We start from the raw sequence: 17,958 nt of genomic DNA on the forward strand, positions 1-17,958 counted from the left end.
GTGATCACACTTAGCGGCCACAACGGAACCATCAATGGATGGGAGTATAGCACTGACAATGGTGCTACATGGACTGCAGTAAGCAATACAACTGCTACACAATCTTACACTAACCTTACAGCAACCACCTGGTACCGCGCACTGGTACAAAGCGGCGCATGTAATGAGCTGGCAAGTGATACAGCTATCATCACTGTTTACCAGGCGGTAACACCAGCACTTGCTGGTAGTGATCGCGTACTTTGTTTACAAGACACCGTACACCTTGCTGCTAACACACCAACATCTGGTAACGGCACATGGTCACAAATCAGCGGACCAAGCACTTTAGCATTCTCCAACATCCAACATCCAACATCCAACATAACTAACCTTGTTCCTGGCATCTACTCACTTGTATGGACAGTGAGCAACGGCATCTGTGCTGATAGCCGTGATACAGTAGTGATAGAACTTAGTTCACTGACTGTCCCTGGAACACTTGCTGGTAACGATACGGTATGTGCTGGCATGAACGGTGGTGTTATCACCCTTAGCGGTCACAACGGAACGATCAACGGATGGGAGTATAGCACTGACAATGGTGCTACATGGACAGCTATTGCAAACACTACAACAACTAATAACTATAGCAACCTTACTACCACCACATGGTACCGTGCACTGGTACAAAGCGGCGCATGTAATGAGCTAGCAAGTGATACAGCAATCATCACTGTTTACCAGGCGGTAACACCTGCACTTGCTGGTGGTGATCGTGTACTATGTTTACAAGACACAGTTCATCTTGCTGCTAACACACCAACATCAGGTAACGGATCTTGGAGCCAGATCAGCGGACCAAGCACTGTAGCATTTACTGATGCCACCAATCCGCAATCTACAATCGCAAATCTGCAATCCGGAATCTACAGCTTCGCCTGGACCATCTCTAACGGCATCTGTGCTGACAGTAGAGATACCGTAGTGATAGAACTAAGTTCATTAACTGTACCTGGTACCCTTGCTGGTAACAATACAGTATGTGCTGGCATGAACGGTGGAGCTATCACCCTTAGTGGCCACAATGGAACCATCAATGGATGGGAGTATAGCACTGATAATGGTTCTACATGGACAGCTATAAACAACACTACAGCAACTAATAACTACACTAACCTTACTACCACAACATGGTACCGCGCACTGGTACAAAGCGGCGCATGTAATGAACTTGCAAGTGATACAGCTATCATCACAGTTTACCAGGCGGTAACTCCGGCGCTTGCGGGTAGCGATCGTGTACTATGTCTACAGGATACAGTAGTACTAAACGGTAACACACCAACATCAGGTAACGGAACCTGGAGCCAACTATCAGGACCAAGTACTGTTAGCTTCTCATCGATCCAACATCCAACATCCAACATAACTAACCTTGTTCCTGGCATCTACTCACTTGTATGGACAGTGAGCAACGGCATCTGTGCTGACAGTCGTGATACAGTAGTGATAGAACTAAGTTCATTAACAGTACCAGGAACCCTTGCTGGCAACGATACAGTATGTGCTGGCATGAACGGTGGTGTTATCACCCTTAGCGGCCACAACGGAAGCATCAACGGATGGGAGTATAGCACAGACAATGGAGCTACATGGACTGCTATATCTAACACTACAACAACTAACAACTATAACAACCTAACAACTACTACCTGGTACCGCGCACTGGTACAAAGCGGCGCATGTAATGAGATGGCTAGTGATACAGCCATCATCACAGTTTACCAGGCGGTAACACCTGCACTTGCAGGTGATGATAGAATACTTTGTTTACAAGACACCGTCGTACTTGCTGCTAACACACCAACATCAGGTAACGGAACCTGGAGCCAACTATCAGGACCAAGTACTGTTAGCTTCTCATCGATCCAACATCCAACATCCAACATAACTAACCTTGTTCCTGGCATCTACTCACTTGTATGGACAGTGAGCAACGGCATCTGTGCTGACAGTCGTGATACAGTAGTGATAGAACTAAGTTCATTAACAGTACCAGGAACCCTTGCTGGCAACGATACAGTATGTGCTGGCATGAACGGTGGTGTTATCACCCTTAGCGGCCACAACGGAAGCATCAACGGATGGGAGTATAGCACAGACAATGGAGCTACATGGACTGCTATATCTAACACTACAACAACTAACAACTATAACAACCTAACAACTACCACCTGGTACCGTGCATTGGTACAAAGTGGAAGCTGTAATGAGCTGGCTAGTGATACAGCCATCATCACAGTTTACCAGGCGGTAACACCTGCACTTGCAGGTGATGACAGAGTGTTATGTTTACAAGACACAGTAGTACTTGCTGCTAACACACCAACAAGCGGTAACGGAACATGGTCACAAGTGAGTGGACCATCAACAGTGGTATTCGCAGCTGTCAGCAGTGAGCTATCAGCTATCAGCAATCTACAACCTGGGGTTTATTCATTTGAATGGACTATCAGCAACGGCATCTGCGCTGACAGCCGTGATACAGTAGTGATAGAACTAAATTCATTAACAGTACCAGGAACCCTTGCTGGCAACGATACAGTATGTGCTGGCATGAACGGTGGTGTTATCACCCTTAGCGGTCACAACGGAACGATCAACGGATGGGAGTATAGCACTGACAATGGTGCTACATGGACTGCTACCAGCAACACTACAACAACTAATAACTACAGCAACCTTACTACCACTACATGGTACCGTGCACTGGTACAAAGTGGAAGCTGTAATGAGCTTGCCAGCGATACAGCTATCATCACTGTTTACCAGGCGGTAACTCCGGCACTGGCGGGTAGCGATCGCGTACTATGTTTGACTGACACAGTACATCTTGCTGCCAATACACCGACTTCAGGTAACGTTGCATGGTTACAACTAAGCGGACCAAGTACTGTTAGCTTCTCATCGATCCAGGATCCGGCATCCAGCATCTCTGGCCTAACGCCTGGCATCTACTCTTTTGCTTGGACCATCTCCAACGGCATCTGTGCTGACAGCCGTGATACAGTAGTAATAGAACTAAGTTCACTAACTGTACCTGGTACACTTGCTGGTAACGATACAGTATGTGCGGGCATGAATGGTGGTGTTATCACCCTTAGCGGCTACAACGGAACCATCAACGGCTGGGAGTATAGCATAGATAATGGCGCTACATGGACACCAGTAAGCAACACAACTGCTACACAATCTTACACTAACCTTACAGCAACTACATGGTACCGTGCACTGGTACAAAGCGGCGCATGTAATGAGCGGGCAAGTGATACAGCTATCATCACTGTTTACCAGGCGGTAACTCCGGCACTGGCTGGTGGTGACAGAGTGCTTTGCTTACAAGACACAGTAGTACTTGCTGCCAACACACCAACAAGTGGTAACGGAACATGGAGCCAGATCAGCGGACCATCAACTGTTAGCTTCTCATCGATCCAGGATCCGGCATCCAGCATCACTGTTCTTGTCCCTGGCACTTACAGCTTCGCGTGGACCATCTCCAACGGTATCTGTGCTGACAGTCGCGATACGGTAGTGATAGAACTAAGTTCACTAACTGTTCCTGGAACTCTTGCTGGTAACGATACAGTATGTGCTGGTATGAACGGTGGTGTTATCACCCTTAGCGGCCACAACGGAACGATTAATGGTTGGGATTACTCGACTGACAATGGTGCTACCTGGACAGCAGTAAGCAATACAACTGCTACTCAATCTTACACTAACCTTACAGCAACTACATGGTACCGTGCACTGGTACAAAGCGGCGCATGTAATGAGCGGGCAAGTGATACAGCTATCATCACTGTTTACCAGGCGGTAACACCAGCTCTTGCAGGTGATGATCGCGTACTTTGTCTGCAGGATACTTTACACCTTGCTGCTAATACACCAACATCAGGTAATGGAACATGGTCTCAACTAAGCGGACCATCAACTGTAAGTTTTACTGATGCCACCAATCCGCAATCTGCAATCGCAAATCTGCAATCAGGTGCTTACAGCTTCGCCTGGACCATCTCCAACGGCATCTGTGCTGACAGCAGGGATACAGTAGTGATAGAATTATCGTCTCTTACTGTACCTGGAACACTTGCTGGCAATGATACAGTATGTGCTGGTATGAACGGTGGTGTTATCACCCTTAGCGGCCACAACGGTACCGTCAACGGATGGGAGTATAGCACTGATAATGGTGCTACATGGACAGCTATCGCAAACACTACCACAACTAACAACTATACTAACCTTACAGCAACCACCTGGTACCGTGCACTGGTACAAAGCGGCGCATGTGCTGAGCTGGCAAGTGATACAGCTATCATCACTGTTTACCAGGCGGTAACACCTGCACTGGCTGGTGATGATCGTATACTATGTTTACAAGACACAGTAGTACTTGCTGCTAACACACCAACATCAGGTAACGGAACCTGGAGCCAGATCAGCGGACCAAGTACTGTTAGCTTCTCATCGATCCAACATCCAACATCCAACATAACTAACCTTGTTCCTGGTATCTACTCACTTGTATGGACAGTGACCAACGGCATCTGTGCTGACAGCCGTGATACAGTAGTTATAGAACTAAGTTCATTAACTGTTCCTGGAACTCTTGCTGGTAACGATACAGTATGTGCTGGCATGAACGGTGGTGTTATCATCCTTAACGGCCACAACGGAACCATCAATGGATGGGAGTACTCTAACGACAATGGTACTACATGGACAGCTATTGCAAACACGAGCATTACTAACAACTATAGCAACCTTACTACCACTACATGGTACCGTGCACTGGTACAAAGCGGTGCATGTAATGAGCTGGCTAGTGATACAGCTATCATTACTGTTTACCAGGCGGTAACACCGGCACTTGCGGGTGATGACAGAGTGTTATGTTTACAAGACAGAGTAGTACTTGCAGCCAACACACCAACAAGTGGTGCTGGCACATGGTCTCAACTAAGCGGACCATCAACTGTTAGCTTCTCATCTATCCAGAATCCTGCATCCAGCATCTCTGGCCTAACGCCTGGCACTTACAGCTTCGTTTGGGCAGTGAGCAACGGCATCTGTGCTGACAGTCGTGATACAGTAGTGATAGAACTAAGTTCATTAACTGTACCTGGAACACTTGCTGGTAATGATACTGTATGTGCTGGTATAAATAGTGGTGTTATAACCCTTAGCGGCCACAACGGAACCATCAATGGATGGGAGTATAGCACAGATAATGGAGCTACATGGACTGCTATTGCAAACACTACAACAACCAATAACTATACTAACCTTACTACCACTACATGGTACCGTGCGCTTGTGCAAAGCGGCGCATGTAATGAGCTTGCAAGTGATACAGCCATCATTACAGTTTACCAGGCGGTAACTCCAGCCCTGGCAGGTGATGATCGTGTACTTTGTTTACAAGACACAGTAGTACTAGCAGCCAACACACCAACATCAGGTAATGGTACATGGTCACAAGTGAGTGGACCAAGCACTGTTAGCTTCTCATCGATCCAGGATCCGGCATCCAGCATCACTGCTCTAGTGCCTGGCATTTACAGCTTCGCCTGGACGATCAGCAACGGCATCTGTGCTGACAGTAGAGATACAGTAGTGATAACAATAGGCGAGCCTGTTATCAATGTAATTGATACTACATCCATCACTGTTTGCGCAGGAACACCGGTGACTATCCAAAGCCTACAGCTTGTTGCTAACAATGGTAACAATGTGATCCGTTGGGAGATGAGTGTAGATAGCATTAACTGGACTACTATAACAGGTGCAACTTCGGCAACTTATACTTTCATTCCTGATACTTCTATGTTCATCAGGAGATGGATACAATCAGGGCCATGCGAGGCAATGTCTGATGTAGCACATATAACAGTTCAGGCTGTCATCAGCAACAACATCATTGCAAGCAACCAGGCTCATTGTTTAGGTGATACTGCTGACACAATAACTGGTACAGTACCAGTGGGTGGAAACAACCATTATAACTACACGTGGCAGCAAAGCACTGACGGTGGAGCTACATGGATCAATATTGCAAATAGCAATTCAGTTGATTTTGCTCCAGGCTTATTGTCGCAGACAACCATGTTTAGAAGATTGGTTATCTCTGGTGCTTGTAACGAAGTAACAAGCAATGAAGTGACCATTGTGATGAACGGACCTGCTTTTGCTGAATTCACTGTCTTGCAGTCTACTGGATGTTCACCATTCAACATTGACTCTACAGTTATACAACCTACCATCAACAGCACAGTTAATGGCAGCTACAACTGGTATGCTAATGGCCAGTTCATTGGAAGCGGTTCTACATTCCCTGGCTATACATTAAGCCACCCGGCAGATTCAGTGATTATTTCTCTGATCACACTTAGCAACAGCGGATGTGCCAGTGATACTGCAATTCATACTTTGTATGTAGTTCCTTTACCACAGCCAGCTTTCACTGTATCAGATACTATGGCTTGCGGACCAGTAACTGTACAGTTCACCAACCAAACTCCTAATGCGGGTAACTACCAGCACCTTTGGAACTTTGGTAACGGACAAACATCTTCTGTAGCGCAGCCTGCAGCAGTAGTATATCAACCTTCTGCTACCACTACAGATACTGTATATACAGCTACACTTACTGTATTCAACCATTGCGATACAATAACCGTTTCGCAAGAGATTGTAGTAAGAAGTAAACCAGTGATATCTTTTACTGCAACACCAGTAAGCGGATGTGCTCCATTGGCTGTTACCTTCAACGCCAGTGTAGTGGGTACCAACAGCAACTATAGTGTGGTGTTTGGCGATGGCAGCGATACAACCATTACAGGCAGCGGTTCATTTACACACGTATATACTGCTACTGCGACTACGCAGGTGCTGCCAATGCTGATTGCATCTAACGAGTGTGGTGCAGATACCATAGCAATACCAGTTCAACTGTTGGCTGCTGATACACGCCTGCAATTCAGCATTAGTGATACTGCAGCTTGTGCACCACATACTGTTACCATTGTGAAAAAGAGTACAGGTGCTGCGTCTTATACATGGAACTTGGGTGATGGTACAGTAATGACCACATCAGCTACTGATACAATTCGTCACACATTTACCCAACCTGGTGTATATGCTATTCAGCTTACCGGTGCACATCAGTGTGGTGACTCAGTACTTACCAAATATGTTTATGTTCACCAGGTGCCTGCTGCTTCGTTCACTGCTGCATCAGCTGCATGTATAGGCGACAGCATCTACTTTACCAACACATCTGCCAATGCAAACCAGTACCAGTGGAACTTTGGTGATGGTAATTCATCTGCTGCGGCTAATCCAGCTTATGCATACAGTGCAGCTGGAAACTTCACAGCTACATTGATCGCGATGCACCAGTATTCAACAGGTGTTACTTGTTCTGATACTACAACTGCAGCTATTGCTATCACTGATCATTTACCTGGACAAATGACTGTATCTGATACAGCGGGTATGTGTCTGCCTTTTGCAGTAACATTTGTAAATACAACAGGTGTAGGTGGAACAACCACCTGGAACTTTGGTGATGGTAATACAGCAACAGGCGACTCAGTAGTACATGCTTATACAGCATTTGGAACTTACAATGTGCTGATGACGAACATTGCACCAGGTGGCTGTAGGTATACTGATACTGCTACTGTGAACATCACTTATCCTGCAGGTGCTCTGCAATATGCAGGTGGTAACTACTGTGGTGAGACAACTATTCAGTTCAATTCAACAGTTGGTGCAGGACAAACCTTCACATGGAACTTTGGTGATGGAACCACTGCTACAACTACAAACCCTAGCATTAGCCATACCTATGGTTCAGGAATATTCCTTCCTTTTGTAACTATTACTTCTGCTAACGGATGTACAGTTACTATACCGGGAACAGAAGAAATAAGAGTGGATGTAGTTAATGCCGGATTTACTTACACAAGCGCTAACAGCTGCGGATCTACCACGCTTACATTTTCTGATACCAGCAGTTCCTTCTCAGGTATTACTTCGTGGAACTGGAACTTTGGTGGTGGCAGCAGCGTTAGCAATCAACAACATCCAACTGTAGTATTTACTACATCGGGCACTTATAATGTGACGCTATATGTAACGAGCGCTGCAGGCTGTACCGACAGCATTACCATCCCTGTACAGGTAGATGTACACCAGGTTCCTGTTGCAAGCATCGCAGCAGCAAACAGCATCTGCGTACAATCAAACATGCAGTTTAATGGAAGCTTTACTTCGGCAGATAGCGTGGTTATGGTAAGATGGGATCTTGGTAATGGCCAGCAGTCGAATGCTTTGCAGGTAAACACAACCTATACCACCAGCGGTACATTCCCTGTAAGCCTGGTAGTAGGTACAGAATACGGTTGTTATGATACTGCTACAGTTAATGTACAGGTGAACCCACTTCCTGTAGTTACTACATCTGGCAACCAGCAGGTGTGTATGGGGCAGCCAGCAGTGTTGCAAGCTTATGGAGCTTCTAATTATAGCTGGAGCAGCCAGGGACAAACCATTTGTACAGACTGCCCTCAGGTTACTGTTACACCTATGTACAATACACAGTACATCGTTACCGGTACCAGTGCGTTTGGATGTACAGCAAACGATACTGTAGATGTAACGGTGATTGCTCCTACCCGTGTACTGGTTCCAAGAAGCGATACAATATGTATTGGTGAAACAACACAGCTTCGTGCTTCAGGTGCTTACTCATATTCATGGTTCCCTTCTACAGGATTAAATAGAACAGATGTTGCAAATCCTGTAGCATCTCCACAATCTACAACCACTTATAACGTTATAGGTACAGATCGTTATGGTTGCTTTAGCGATACCAGCAGGATAACTGTAGTAGTAGGCGACAAGCCACAGGTATTCATTGGTGCAGATACCACAGTACTTTCTGGTTCTGCTGTTCAATTGAATGCTGTAGTAGGCAACGGGCCTGCCATCAATTATACCTGGAGAGGATTGAATGACCTGTCATGCGTTAACTGCCCCACACCGATAGCGGTTGTGAAGACAGACCAGTGCATCAGCTGTACCGTTACCAACATCTACGGATGTGTGGCTACAGATACCATCTGCATCACTACATTCTGCAAGAGCGCCCAGGTGTTTATACCGAATGCCTTCTCGCCAGATGGTGATGGTGTAAATGATAAACTGGTGGTAATGGGTCAGAACATCAAGTTGGTGAAGTCGTTCAGGATATTCAATCGTTGGGGACAGCTGGTATTCGAAAAAGTAAACTTCAATGTAAATGATCCTGCTTATGGATGGGATGGTACAGTGAGAGGAGTGAAAGCAGCACCGGATGTTTATGTATACATGTGCGAGGTGATTTGTGAGAACAACACACCATACACTTATAAAGGAAATGTTGGAATTCTGAACTAGATGAAAAAAATCTTTAAACTACTTATTGGCGTATTTGCAATAATTCCTTTTAAAGGTTTTACACAGGATTTTACTTTCTCTCAATTTTACGAAAAGCCACTGCTACGAAACCCGGCGCTTGCCGGTGTTTTCAATGGCGATATAAGAGTTGCTGCTGCACATAGGAGCCAATGGGGTAGTGTTACGGTTCCATTCAAAACCACTGCCGTAAGTGTAGAATACAAGTTTCCAATAGGCAGCAGCAACGATTTCTTTACCGGCGGTTTACAAATGTCTGCTGATGTAGCAGGTGATATCCGCCTGAAGCGTACGCAGTTCCTGCCTACCATCAATTATCACAAATCATTAAGCGGCGAAAGGGATGAATATATATCTGTAGCCTTTATGGGTGGTTTTGCAGGTAACCAATTCGATCCTACCAAAATGAAGCTGGCGGACCAGTGGCGCAATGGCGAATTCAATCCCACCAACGCTACCATGCAACGGATAGATAGAACGGGCTTTACGTATTGGGATGCAGCCACAGGCATTAGCTATAGCAATAGTTTTGGCGAGGAAGGACGTTTTTACCTGGGTGGTGCACTATATCATTTTAATAAACCTAAGGTGGCCTTCAACGCTAATAATGATAATGTTTTCCTGGATGAGCGCTGGATGATCAATGGAGGATTGAACATGCGCGTTTCAGATTATGGAAAAATTGTGGCCTTTGCAGATTATATGATGCAGGGCGGCCATCGCCAGCTATTGGGCGGTTTTATGTATGGTGCAGAACTGGCTAAATATTATGATGATGACGAGCCTACCACCCTTTATTTTGGAGGTTTTGTTCGCTGGGGCGATGCCGTGATGCCTATGATGAAATTAGAAATGAAACAACTTTCTATAGCACTCAGCTATGATGTAAATATTTCAAAACTGCATGTTGCTTCGCACTGGCGTGGCGGCTTCGAGCTTACTGGTTCATTCCGCGGTTTCCTAAACACCCGCAGCAGCACCCTCGATAAGGTGCGATGTGTCCGTTTCTAGGCTTCTTTTCCTACACTTCCTGTCTATCTACTGCTGATACGGTATGGTTTTTTCATTTATACCATAAACGAAATACTATGATGTACAATAGATCAAAGTTTGGAACAGGTGGTTTGGTATTGGCTGGCCTGGCTGCCTATGCTTATTATAAGTATTCTAAAATGAGCCAGCAGGAGAAGGATAGTATGGTGAGCAATCTAAAGGACAAAGGCCAGAAACTATATGATGAATATGTGCCTGAGAATGTAAAGGATATGCTGAAAGGACAACAACGTTCTGCAACTATGGGCGCAGAGTCAAAGTTTGGTGAAGGAAGCAGTTATACTTCTTAAATCATTCTTATAGAAGATAAGGGCAACTCGCAGCATCTTAGGCTGTTGCGGGTTGCCCTTTGTTTTTTTACAAGCCAAACCCGGTATTGATGTAGGTCATCATAAGAAAGCCACTGGTAATAAACCAGAAAGTGGTGATACCAATTGACAGAAGCAAGATCCAGCCATATTTAGGTTTCCTGCGGTCTATTAAGAAGTAGTTCATACCTAACGACCAGTAGATCGTTTCTATAACCATATAAGCCATTACACCTGCAAAATTTGCCCATCCCGATAAGGCCAACAGGAAAGGCGTAATGATGAAAATAAAGATGAGGGCAGTAAAGCCGGAGAAGTATAATGCTGCAACCAAAAACTCCGTAAAGTTGTAGCCAGACCTTCGTAAAAAAAGAAAGTATAGCAGCGCAAAAAGTGGTGTAGCTATAAACCGGATGATGTTGGAGTATTTAGCTACAAACGCTGTTGCCTTTTCTGACCGCTCCAGCTTTAGCAGTTGGCGCTGCCGCTTTACCACATCAGGCTCTTTCATCACATTTGCTTTTACTGCCGATAGATCATTGCCCGTGCCCATGGGTTTGAAAGTCGCCGTTACAAACACAAATAATCCAACACTGATCAGGAAGAAATTCAGCGGGCTAAAAAACTTCTTTCTGCGTCCATGCACATATTCCCTTGCTACTCTTCCTGGGTCTAGTGCCAGCATTTTTACCAGGTAAAAAATCCCTTTATCTGCATGCGTTACAAAATGTATAGCATCGTGCAGCATGTGCGATAACGTGAGCCTGTGTACAGCCGCTTTCTGGCCGCAGGCGCTGCAATATATTTCATGGCCGGAGAAGGAGTTTCCGCAGTTAAGACAATTGGTAGTGGTCATTACAAGCTATATTATTAGCACTGCTAATATATGCTTTGTGTATGGATCTGCTTCTTTGCTGGCTGCGGCCTGGAACAGGCTAAGAGGGGCAAGATGCTGCTCTATCTTCTTTCGAGCGTAAAGCCAACCGTAGTTCCAATATCTAGTTTACTGCGCACATGTATGGTTTGCCCATGCGCTTCTACTATATGTTTGGCAATGGCAAGACCAATACCAGAGCCACCTACTTCGCGGCTGCGGCCACGGTCAGTACGGTAAAATCTTTCGAAGATGCGAGGTAAATGTTCTTCGGCTATTCCTATGCCGTCATCGCTTATCTCTACTAGGGCATGGTTGCTGTCGGTTTTGTAAATGCTCGCTACAATGGATCCATCTACATTACCATACTTAATAGAGTTACTTACCAGGTTGATGATAACCTGGCGAATCTTTTCTTTATCGGCATAAACCGTCAGTGGCGTCTCGCAGCCTTTCTTAAACGAGCACTTAATATTCTTTTCTGCCGTCTTTATAGATAAACTATCAAAAGCTTCACGCACCAGGTCTTGAATGACGAAATTCTTTTTCTGCAACGGCTGCTCGCCACTTTCCAATCTAGATATTTCATCCAGGTCACTGACCAATGTCACCATACGGTCAACATTTTTGGCTGCATTCTCTAAGAACCTTTTGTTTACCGCAGGATTATCCAATGCTCCTTCCAGCAGCGTATCTACATATCCTTGTATGGCAAAAATGGGAGTCTTGAATTCATGCGCCAGGTTCTGTAAAAACTCTTTACGGTATGCTTCATTATTTTTCAGCACCTCAATCTCTTCCCGTTTTTGCTCTGCCCATTTTTCTACATCCAGCCGCACCTCATCTATACTTTTTTGCGGCAGAATGTATTTGTAGTAGGTCTCTTCGCGCTTGGAAGCTTTGGTTTGGTAAATAAACTTGTAGATGAGTTTGATCTTGCGGTAGATGAACCTTTCCAGGGTGAACTGGATGAGCCAGTAGCTTCCGCCGAGCGTAATGAAAAAAGCCACCAGTGCTATCCACCAATCCGTACTCACCACCAGGAAACCCAAACCAATGGGTATAGATAAAATGGTAGCCGTATAAAGCGAAAGCTGTTGGGGTGAAAGATTTTTGGTGCTTAGCATGGTGCAAATCTAGTGGTTGTAAAACGGCAGGGTAGGAGCGCCTATTTACACTTCAAACTTATATCCTACACCTTTCACTGTTGTTACACAATCAATGCCTAGCTTTTGCCTGATCTTACGAATATGAACATCTATGGTGCGATCGCCAACAATCACTTCTGTTCCCCAAACGCTATTCAGTATTTCGTTTCTCAGGAAAACCTTGCCCGGCTTGGATGCCAGCAGGTATAATAATTCAAATTCTTTCTTTGCCAGGCTGATCTCCTGGTCTTGCATAATCACCACAAACTTAACCGGGTCAATGGTCATCATGCCCAGGTGAAGCGCGGTGTCAGCTTCTTGTTGAAGTCTTCTGAAGATAGCATTCACCCTGCTGGTAAGCACCTTCGGGCTAATTGGCTTGTTTAGGTAATCGTCTGCGCCAGTCTCAAGACCTTGAATTTGAGAGGATTCATCGCTCAGTGCTGTCAGGAACATGATGAGCATTTCATTGTACTGCGGCTGAGCCCGCAGCAACCTGCATACTTCCACGCCTGTCATTCCAGGCATCATGATATCCAGTATTGCCAGGTGCGGTTTAAAAGAAGCTACCTCTTCTAATGCTTCTTTCCCATTTTGTGCCGTTCTTACTTCGTAACCTTCTTTGGTAAGATTATATCCAATTATTTCTAAAATATCCTGTTCGTCATCAGCTATGAGTACCTTCTTACCTTTCATTCCATTAACAATTTATTTACACAAAAGTATTAGTGGTTGTATCCTTACCCGTGGTTAGGCCATTATAAAATTGTTAAGGAATACGCTGCAAATTTAAGTGCAACAAATAGCTAAAAGGCTCTGCGGCTAAATATTGCATCACGATTGGTAGTATTTTTGCTCTTATGACCGTTATGCTTAAATCCTTTATTTGTGCTGTTGTTTTAGTGTTGTCTTCCCTTACTTCCTGGAGCCAGTCTAAACCTACTATCCCGCTAATGCGTAAGATATTCCATGAGAATATTGATAAAGCACAGCGGTCTGTTGACAGGCTTGATAAGAAGGACGATAAAGCTTTGAATGTTGGCAATAACGAGGAAGTGAACCTCCAGGTTTCATATGCTTTATTCAATAAAGTGGATGATCTGCAAGACCGGATTGAACTGGATAGCACACTGGATGCAAACAATAAGATCAAATTCCTGAGAGGCGTTTCTGAGGCGCTTGCTTCGTTCGAAGTGAATTTCCGTAATAAAGCTATTAAGCACGACCAGCTGCCTTCGGTAATAGATGCATACGTTGAAGCGATGCAGCTGGAACTGAATGGTAAATCCATTTTACCCCTTATAGAGGAAAATGATCTTGAAGTTGGCCAGGTCATTGTGCGCTGTTTCCCTTTTCAAAAAAATGCAGGCATTGCTGAAAGTAAAGACCTGCTGGTGCTGAAAGAGTGTATCCGTGACCCAAGCCGCATTATGCCGGTATTGCGCGCCAACCCGGATGTTCATTTTGCTGATAGTTTAATTGTCATAGTGGCCCGCACACAGCAGGAAGAGATCTATAACTACGCACAATCTACCAATACTTCTTTAGGTCGCAGAATTCATCGAATTAATGATCCGCTGGTAAAAACCATCAGCAAACTGGCTACAATGAACACTGGCCGGTTATACTTTCCTTTTTTAGACAACCTGTACAAGGGTAAAACGACCATAGACGAAATTGGTAAAAGCCTGGATGATGAGTACAAGTATTACCGTTTGCTGGTAAATACACAAATTGATTATGCTGAGCGTATGCGTAGGCGCGATACGCCAATGGCTATGGATGCCGTTAGTTCTATGCTTCGCAAAAAGGCGATCGAAAGTTTCATCAACGTGATCAATGGATTGCACGATGAGCCGGATCATATACGTATGCGTAAAGTGGAGCCGCTAAATGCACAAGAACTTTATTTCCTGTGTGTGATGGGCGAGACGGAAATCTACACAAGTAGCTACTTAAAAACATACGATCGTATTTGGCAGCGAATGAAAACTCCTAACAGCGACTCTTTGCTGATGAGCGTTCATTTTGATCACTTCAAGAAGTTCATAAAAGTGGCGGCTGGATACAATACGCTGGATGATTTCCTGAGGCGCATGCCTAAAGGAAATGCTGAGATCCTGATGCGTTCTTTTGTAAATGGATTAGAGAAAACCGGCAACCTGGAAGACGCAGTGGATGTGGCTGACAGCTATGCCAGTATATCTGATAATCAACTTCGCAAGCTGATACAGGAGGAGGTGAATAAGAACCTAACCCAGTTGAAGAATGCAGATAAACGCGGGTATATAATTTACGACCTGCTGAACAATATTTTTTCAAGCATGGACTCTGGCTCTACCGTAGATATAGCTGCGAAGTTTGGAATACCTCCTATTTACAACGTGAGCAATGCCAGCCTTAAAAATTCCGGCGGTAAAATCATTATTCAGCAGTTCTTTTATGGCGATAAAGATGGAATGGGTGTATTCAATAATTTCCGCAATGCCTACCGCGGCCTTGGCTGGAAAGTGGTAGAAAAGCCTGAATGGATAGAGGTAAGTTCTACTAAAGGAGTTCCTGTTATCATCTATGCCAACCGAGCCTTAGACGAAACCAAAGACCTTGACAGCAAAGCCCAGGAAAGTCTTGGAAAATACCTGGTGGCAAATAAACTGGATCCTACCGTTGTTATACACCGCGGACATAGTTATTATGTAAAATCTACTATTGAACAACTGGCGCCATCAGCAAAGGTGGTATTATTGGGAAGTTGTGGTGGTTATCATAACCTGCATTCGGTGCTAGAGACTTGCCCCTATGCTCATATAATTGCCAGCAAGCAGGTTGGTAGCGGTACGGTAAACCAGCCAATGATCATTGAGATTACAGAGCAATTACGCCAGGGCAAAGACCTGAACTGGCCAACTTTATGGCGCGGCTTTGAAAAGCGTTTTGTAAAAAATCCACTGTTTGATGATTATGTGCCACCGCACAAAAACCTCGGCGCGCTGTTTATCATGACCTACAACAAAGTGATGGAAGAGCGGGAAGAGCTTGCCGTGAAATAATACTGATAATATAGAATTGAGAAAACGGTAGTCTTACAGGCTACCGTTTTTTGTAGCATTTATATTACGGTAGTCTTTGAGACTGCCGTAATATGAACAAAGCAGAACTTTCCGCTACTTTTGCAACCATGGCCGATGCAGTAGTTAAGAAAGGATTTGATTATTCATTATTCAAGCGCGTTTTCCAGTATGTAAAGCCATATGGCCGTTTCTTCTACCTGAGTATTGTCTTGTCCATTATCTTGGCTGTTTTTGCGCCGGTTCGTCCATATCTAATTAATCTTACTGTAGATGCTGCTACTGGTAAAGCATTCACTCCTCCGGCGTGGCTCACCACATTTATTGGTAGTACTAATGTTGCCGATGCTTACCGCTTCATTGTTTCAGTTACTATATTTCAGCTGGTTTTTATTTTTATTGAAGTGGCCATGCGGTTTGTCTTTTCCTTCATTACCGCATCACTGGGGCAGAGTGTAGTAAAGGACCTGCGCGTTACGGTGTACAAGAAGATAATGAAGCTCAACCTGTCACAGTTCGATAAGACACCCATTGGCACCCTTACCACCCGCACCATAAATGACATTGAAAGCATCAATGATATTTTTGCCGATGGCCTGATACCTATTATTTCTGACCTTCTGTCTATTCTGTTTACGCTGGGCGTGATGTTCTATATGGATTGGCAATTGACGCTAATTAGTCTTATTCCTTTCCCCATACTTATTGTAGCTACCTATTATTTTAAAAATAGTGTCAACCGCTCTTTCAACCGAGTTCGGAATGCTGTCTCTGCACTAAACGCATTTGTACAGGAGCATATAACAGGGATGCATATTGTACAGGCCTTTGCTGCAGAAGAAAAAGAGTTGAAAAAATTCACCCAGATCAACAAGGAGCACCGCAATGCAAACATCAACGCCATTTTTGCCTACTCCATATTTTTCCCGGTAGTAGAAGTGGTGCTGGCTGTGAGCATGGGTTTGCTTGTATGGTGGATTGCAGGCAACCAGCTGGATGCAGGTTTATTGATTGCTTTTATTCTTTACCTGAACCAGATTTTCAGGCCATTGAGAGTTATTGCAGACAAATTCAATGTGATACAAATGGGTATGATAGCCAGTGAGCGGGTTTTTAAGGTGATGGATAACGATGATGTAATTAAGTATGAAGGGCAGCATGCTCCTGCCTCCATCAAAGGAAAAGTAGAATTTGACCGTGTTTCGTTTGCTTACCTGGAAGATCAGTATGTTTTAAAAGATATTTCATTTTCTGTACAACCAGGCGAAACCGTGGCTTTGGTAGGACATACCGGAAGCGGTAAAACCTCTATTATCAGCCTGCTGAACCGGTTATACCACATCCAGAAAGGGGAGATAAGAATAGATGATGTTAAAATAGAGGAGTATAAACTGGATGCATTGCGCAGCAGTATCGGGGTGGTGCTGCAGGATGTCTTCCTGTTTTCCGGTAGTGTGCTGGATAATATTACACTCCGTAATCCTGCTATCACCCGCGAACAGGTGGAACAGGCCGCGAAGCTGATAGATGTGCATGATTTCATTCTCAGTCTTCCAGGCGGATATGATTACAACGTGATGGAGCGCGGTAATACCCTGAGCTTAGGACAGCGACAGTTGCTCAGCTTTATACGGGCGCTGCTGTACAATCCGTCCATACTTATATTAGATGAGGCCACTTCATCTATAGATACCGAGAGTGAGCTGCTGATACAACATGCAATAGATAAACTTATCTCCGGCCGTACATCAATAGTTATAGCGCACCGCTTGTCCACCATCCGCAAGGCAAATAAGATCATAGTGCTGGATAAAGGCGAGATCAAGGAGATAGGAAACCACGAAGAGCTGCTGGCAAACGGCGGTCATTACAGCAAGCTGGTAGAAATGCAGTTTGAAAAGCTAAAGGGAGTGATTGTGTAATTTGGAGGTTGGAGTGGGAGGTTGGGAGTTGGAAGTTGGAGGTTGGATGTTCGGAGTTTGAGGTTGTGAGTGGTT

General features: G+C 44.7%; 8 protein-coding genes. 5 read left to right on the plus strand and 3 right to left on the minus strand.

All coding sequences use genetic code 11. The features are described from left to right. The 3 genes from J4N22_RS02460 (at window position 1) to J4N22_RS02470 (ending at window position 10,853) form a co-directional block, all read left to right on the plus strand. On the plus strand, window positions 1-9,492 hold the full coding sequence (locus tag J4N22_RS02460; RefSeq protein WP_207492126.1) for a PKD domain-containing protein: 9,492 nt from the start codon (window positions 1-3) through the stop codon (window positions 9,490-9,492). Further along, complete coding sequence (locus J4N22_RS02465) at window positions 9,493-10,521, plus strand: PorP/SprF family type IX secretion system membrane protein (RefSeq protein ID WP_207492127.1); 1,029 nt, start codon at window positions 9,493-9,495, stop codon at window positions 10,519-10,521. A 77-nt stretch (window positions 10,522-10,598) separates the two neighbouring features. Further along, on the plus strand, window positions 10,599-10,853 hold the full coding sequence (locus tag J4N22_RS02470; protein WP_207492128.1) for a hypothetical protein: 255 nt from the start codon (window positions 10,599-10,601) through the stop codon (window positions 10,851-10,853). Window positions 10,854-10,920: 67 nt separating this feature from the next. On the opposite strand, the gene J4N22_RS02475 is transcribed toward J4N22_RS02470, so the two are convergent. From J4N22_RS02475 to J4N22_RS02485, 3 genes are all read right to left on the minus strand, one after another. Beyond that, a complete protein-coding gene (locus J4N22_RS02475; RefSeq protein WP_207492129.1) occupies window positions 10,921-11,619 on the minus strand; it encodes a DUF3667 domain-containing protein in 699 nt (232 codons plus the stop codon). A gap of 209 nt (window positions 11,620-11,828) precedes the next feature. Then, window positions 11,829-12,872: a sensor histidine kinase gene (locus J4N22_RS02480; protein WP_207492130.1), complete on the minus strand. Its 1,044-nt coding sequence runs from the start codon at window positions 12,870-12,872 to the stop codon at window positions 11,829-11,831. A gap of 45 nt (window positions 12,873-12,917) precedes the next feature. Further along, window positions 12,918-13,589 carry a response regulator transcription factor gene (locus J4N22_RS02485; protein WP_207492131.1) on the minus strand — a complete coding sequence of 224 codons (672 nt, stop codon included), beginning with the start codon at window positions 13,587-13,589 and terminating at the stop codon, window positions 12,918-12,920. A gap of 257 nt (window positions 13,590-13,846) precedes the next feature. On the opposite strand from J4N22_RS02485, the gene J4N22_RS02490 reads away from it, so the two are divergent. Both J4N22_RS02490 and J4N22_RS02495 read left to right on the plus strand, forming a co-directional pair. Then, complete coding sequence (locus J4N22_RS02490; protein WP_207492132.1) at window positions 13,847-15,943, plus strand: hypothetical protein; 2,097 nt, start codon at window positions 13,847-13,849, stop codon at window positions 15,941-15,943. 92 nt (window positions 15,944-16,035) lie between these two features. Continuing rightward, on the plus strand, window positions 16,036-17,883 hold the full coding sequence (locus J4N22_RS02495) for an ABC transporter ATP-binding protein (protein ID WP_242692023.1): 1,848 nt from the start codon (window positions 16,036-16,038) through the stop codon (window positions 17,881-17,883). Window positions 17,884-17,958 lie beyond the last annotated feature (75 nt).

It is taken from the genome of Aridibaculum aurantiacum (assembly GCF_017355875.1).
In the GTDB taxonomy this organism is placed as follows: domain Bacteria; phylum Bacteroidota; class Bacteroidia; order Chitinophagales; family Chitinophagaceae; genus Segetibacter; species Segetibacter aurantiacus.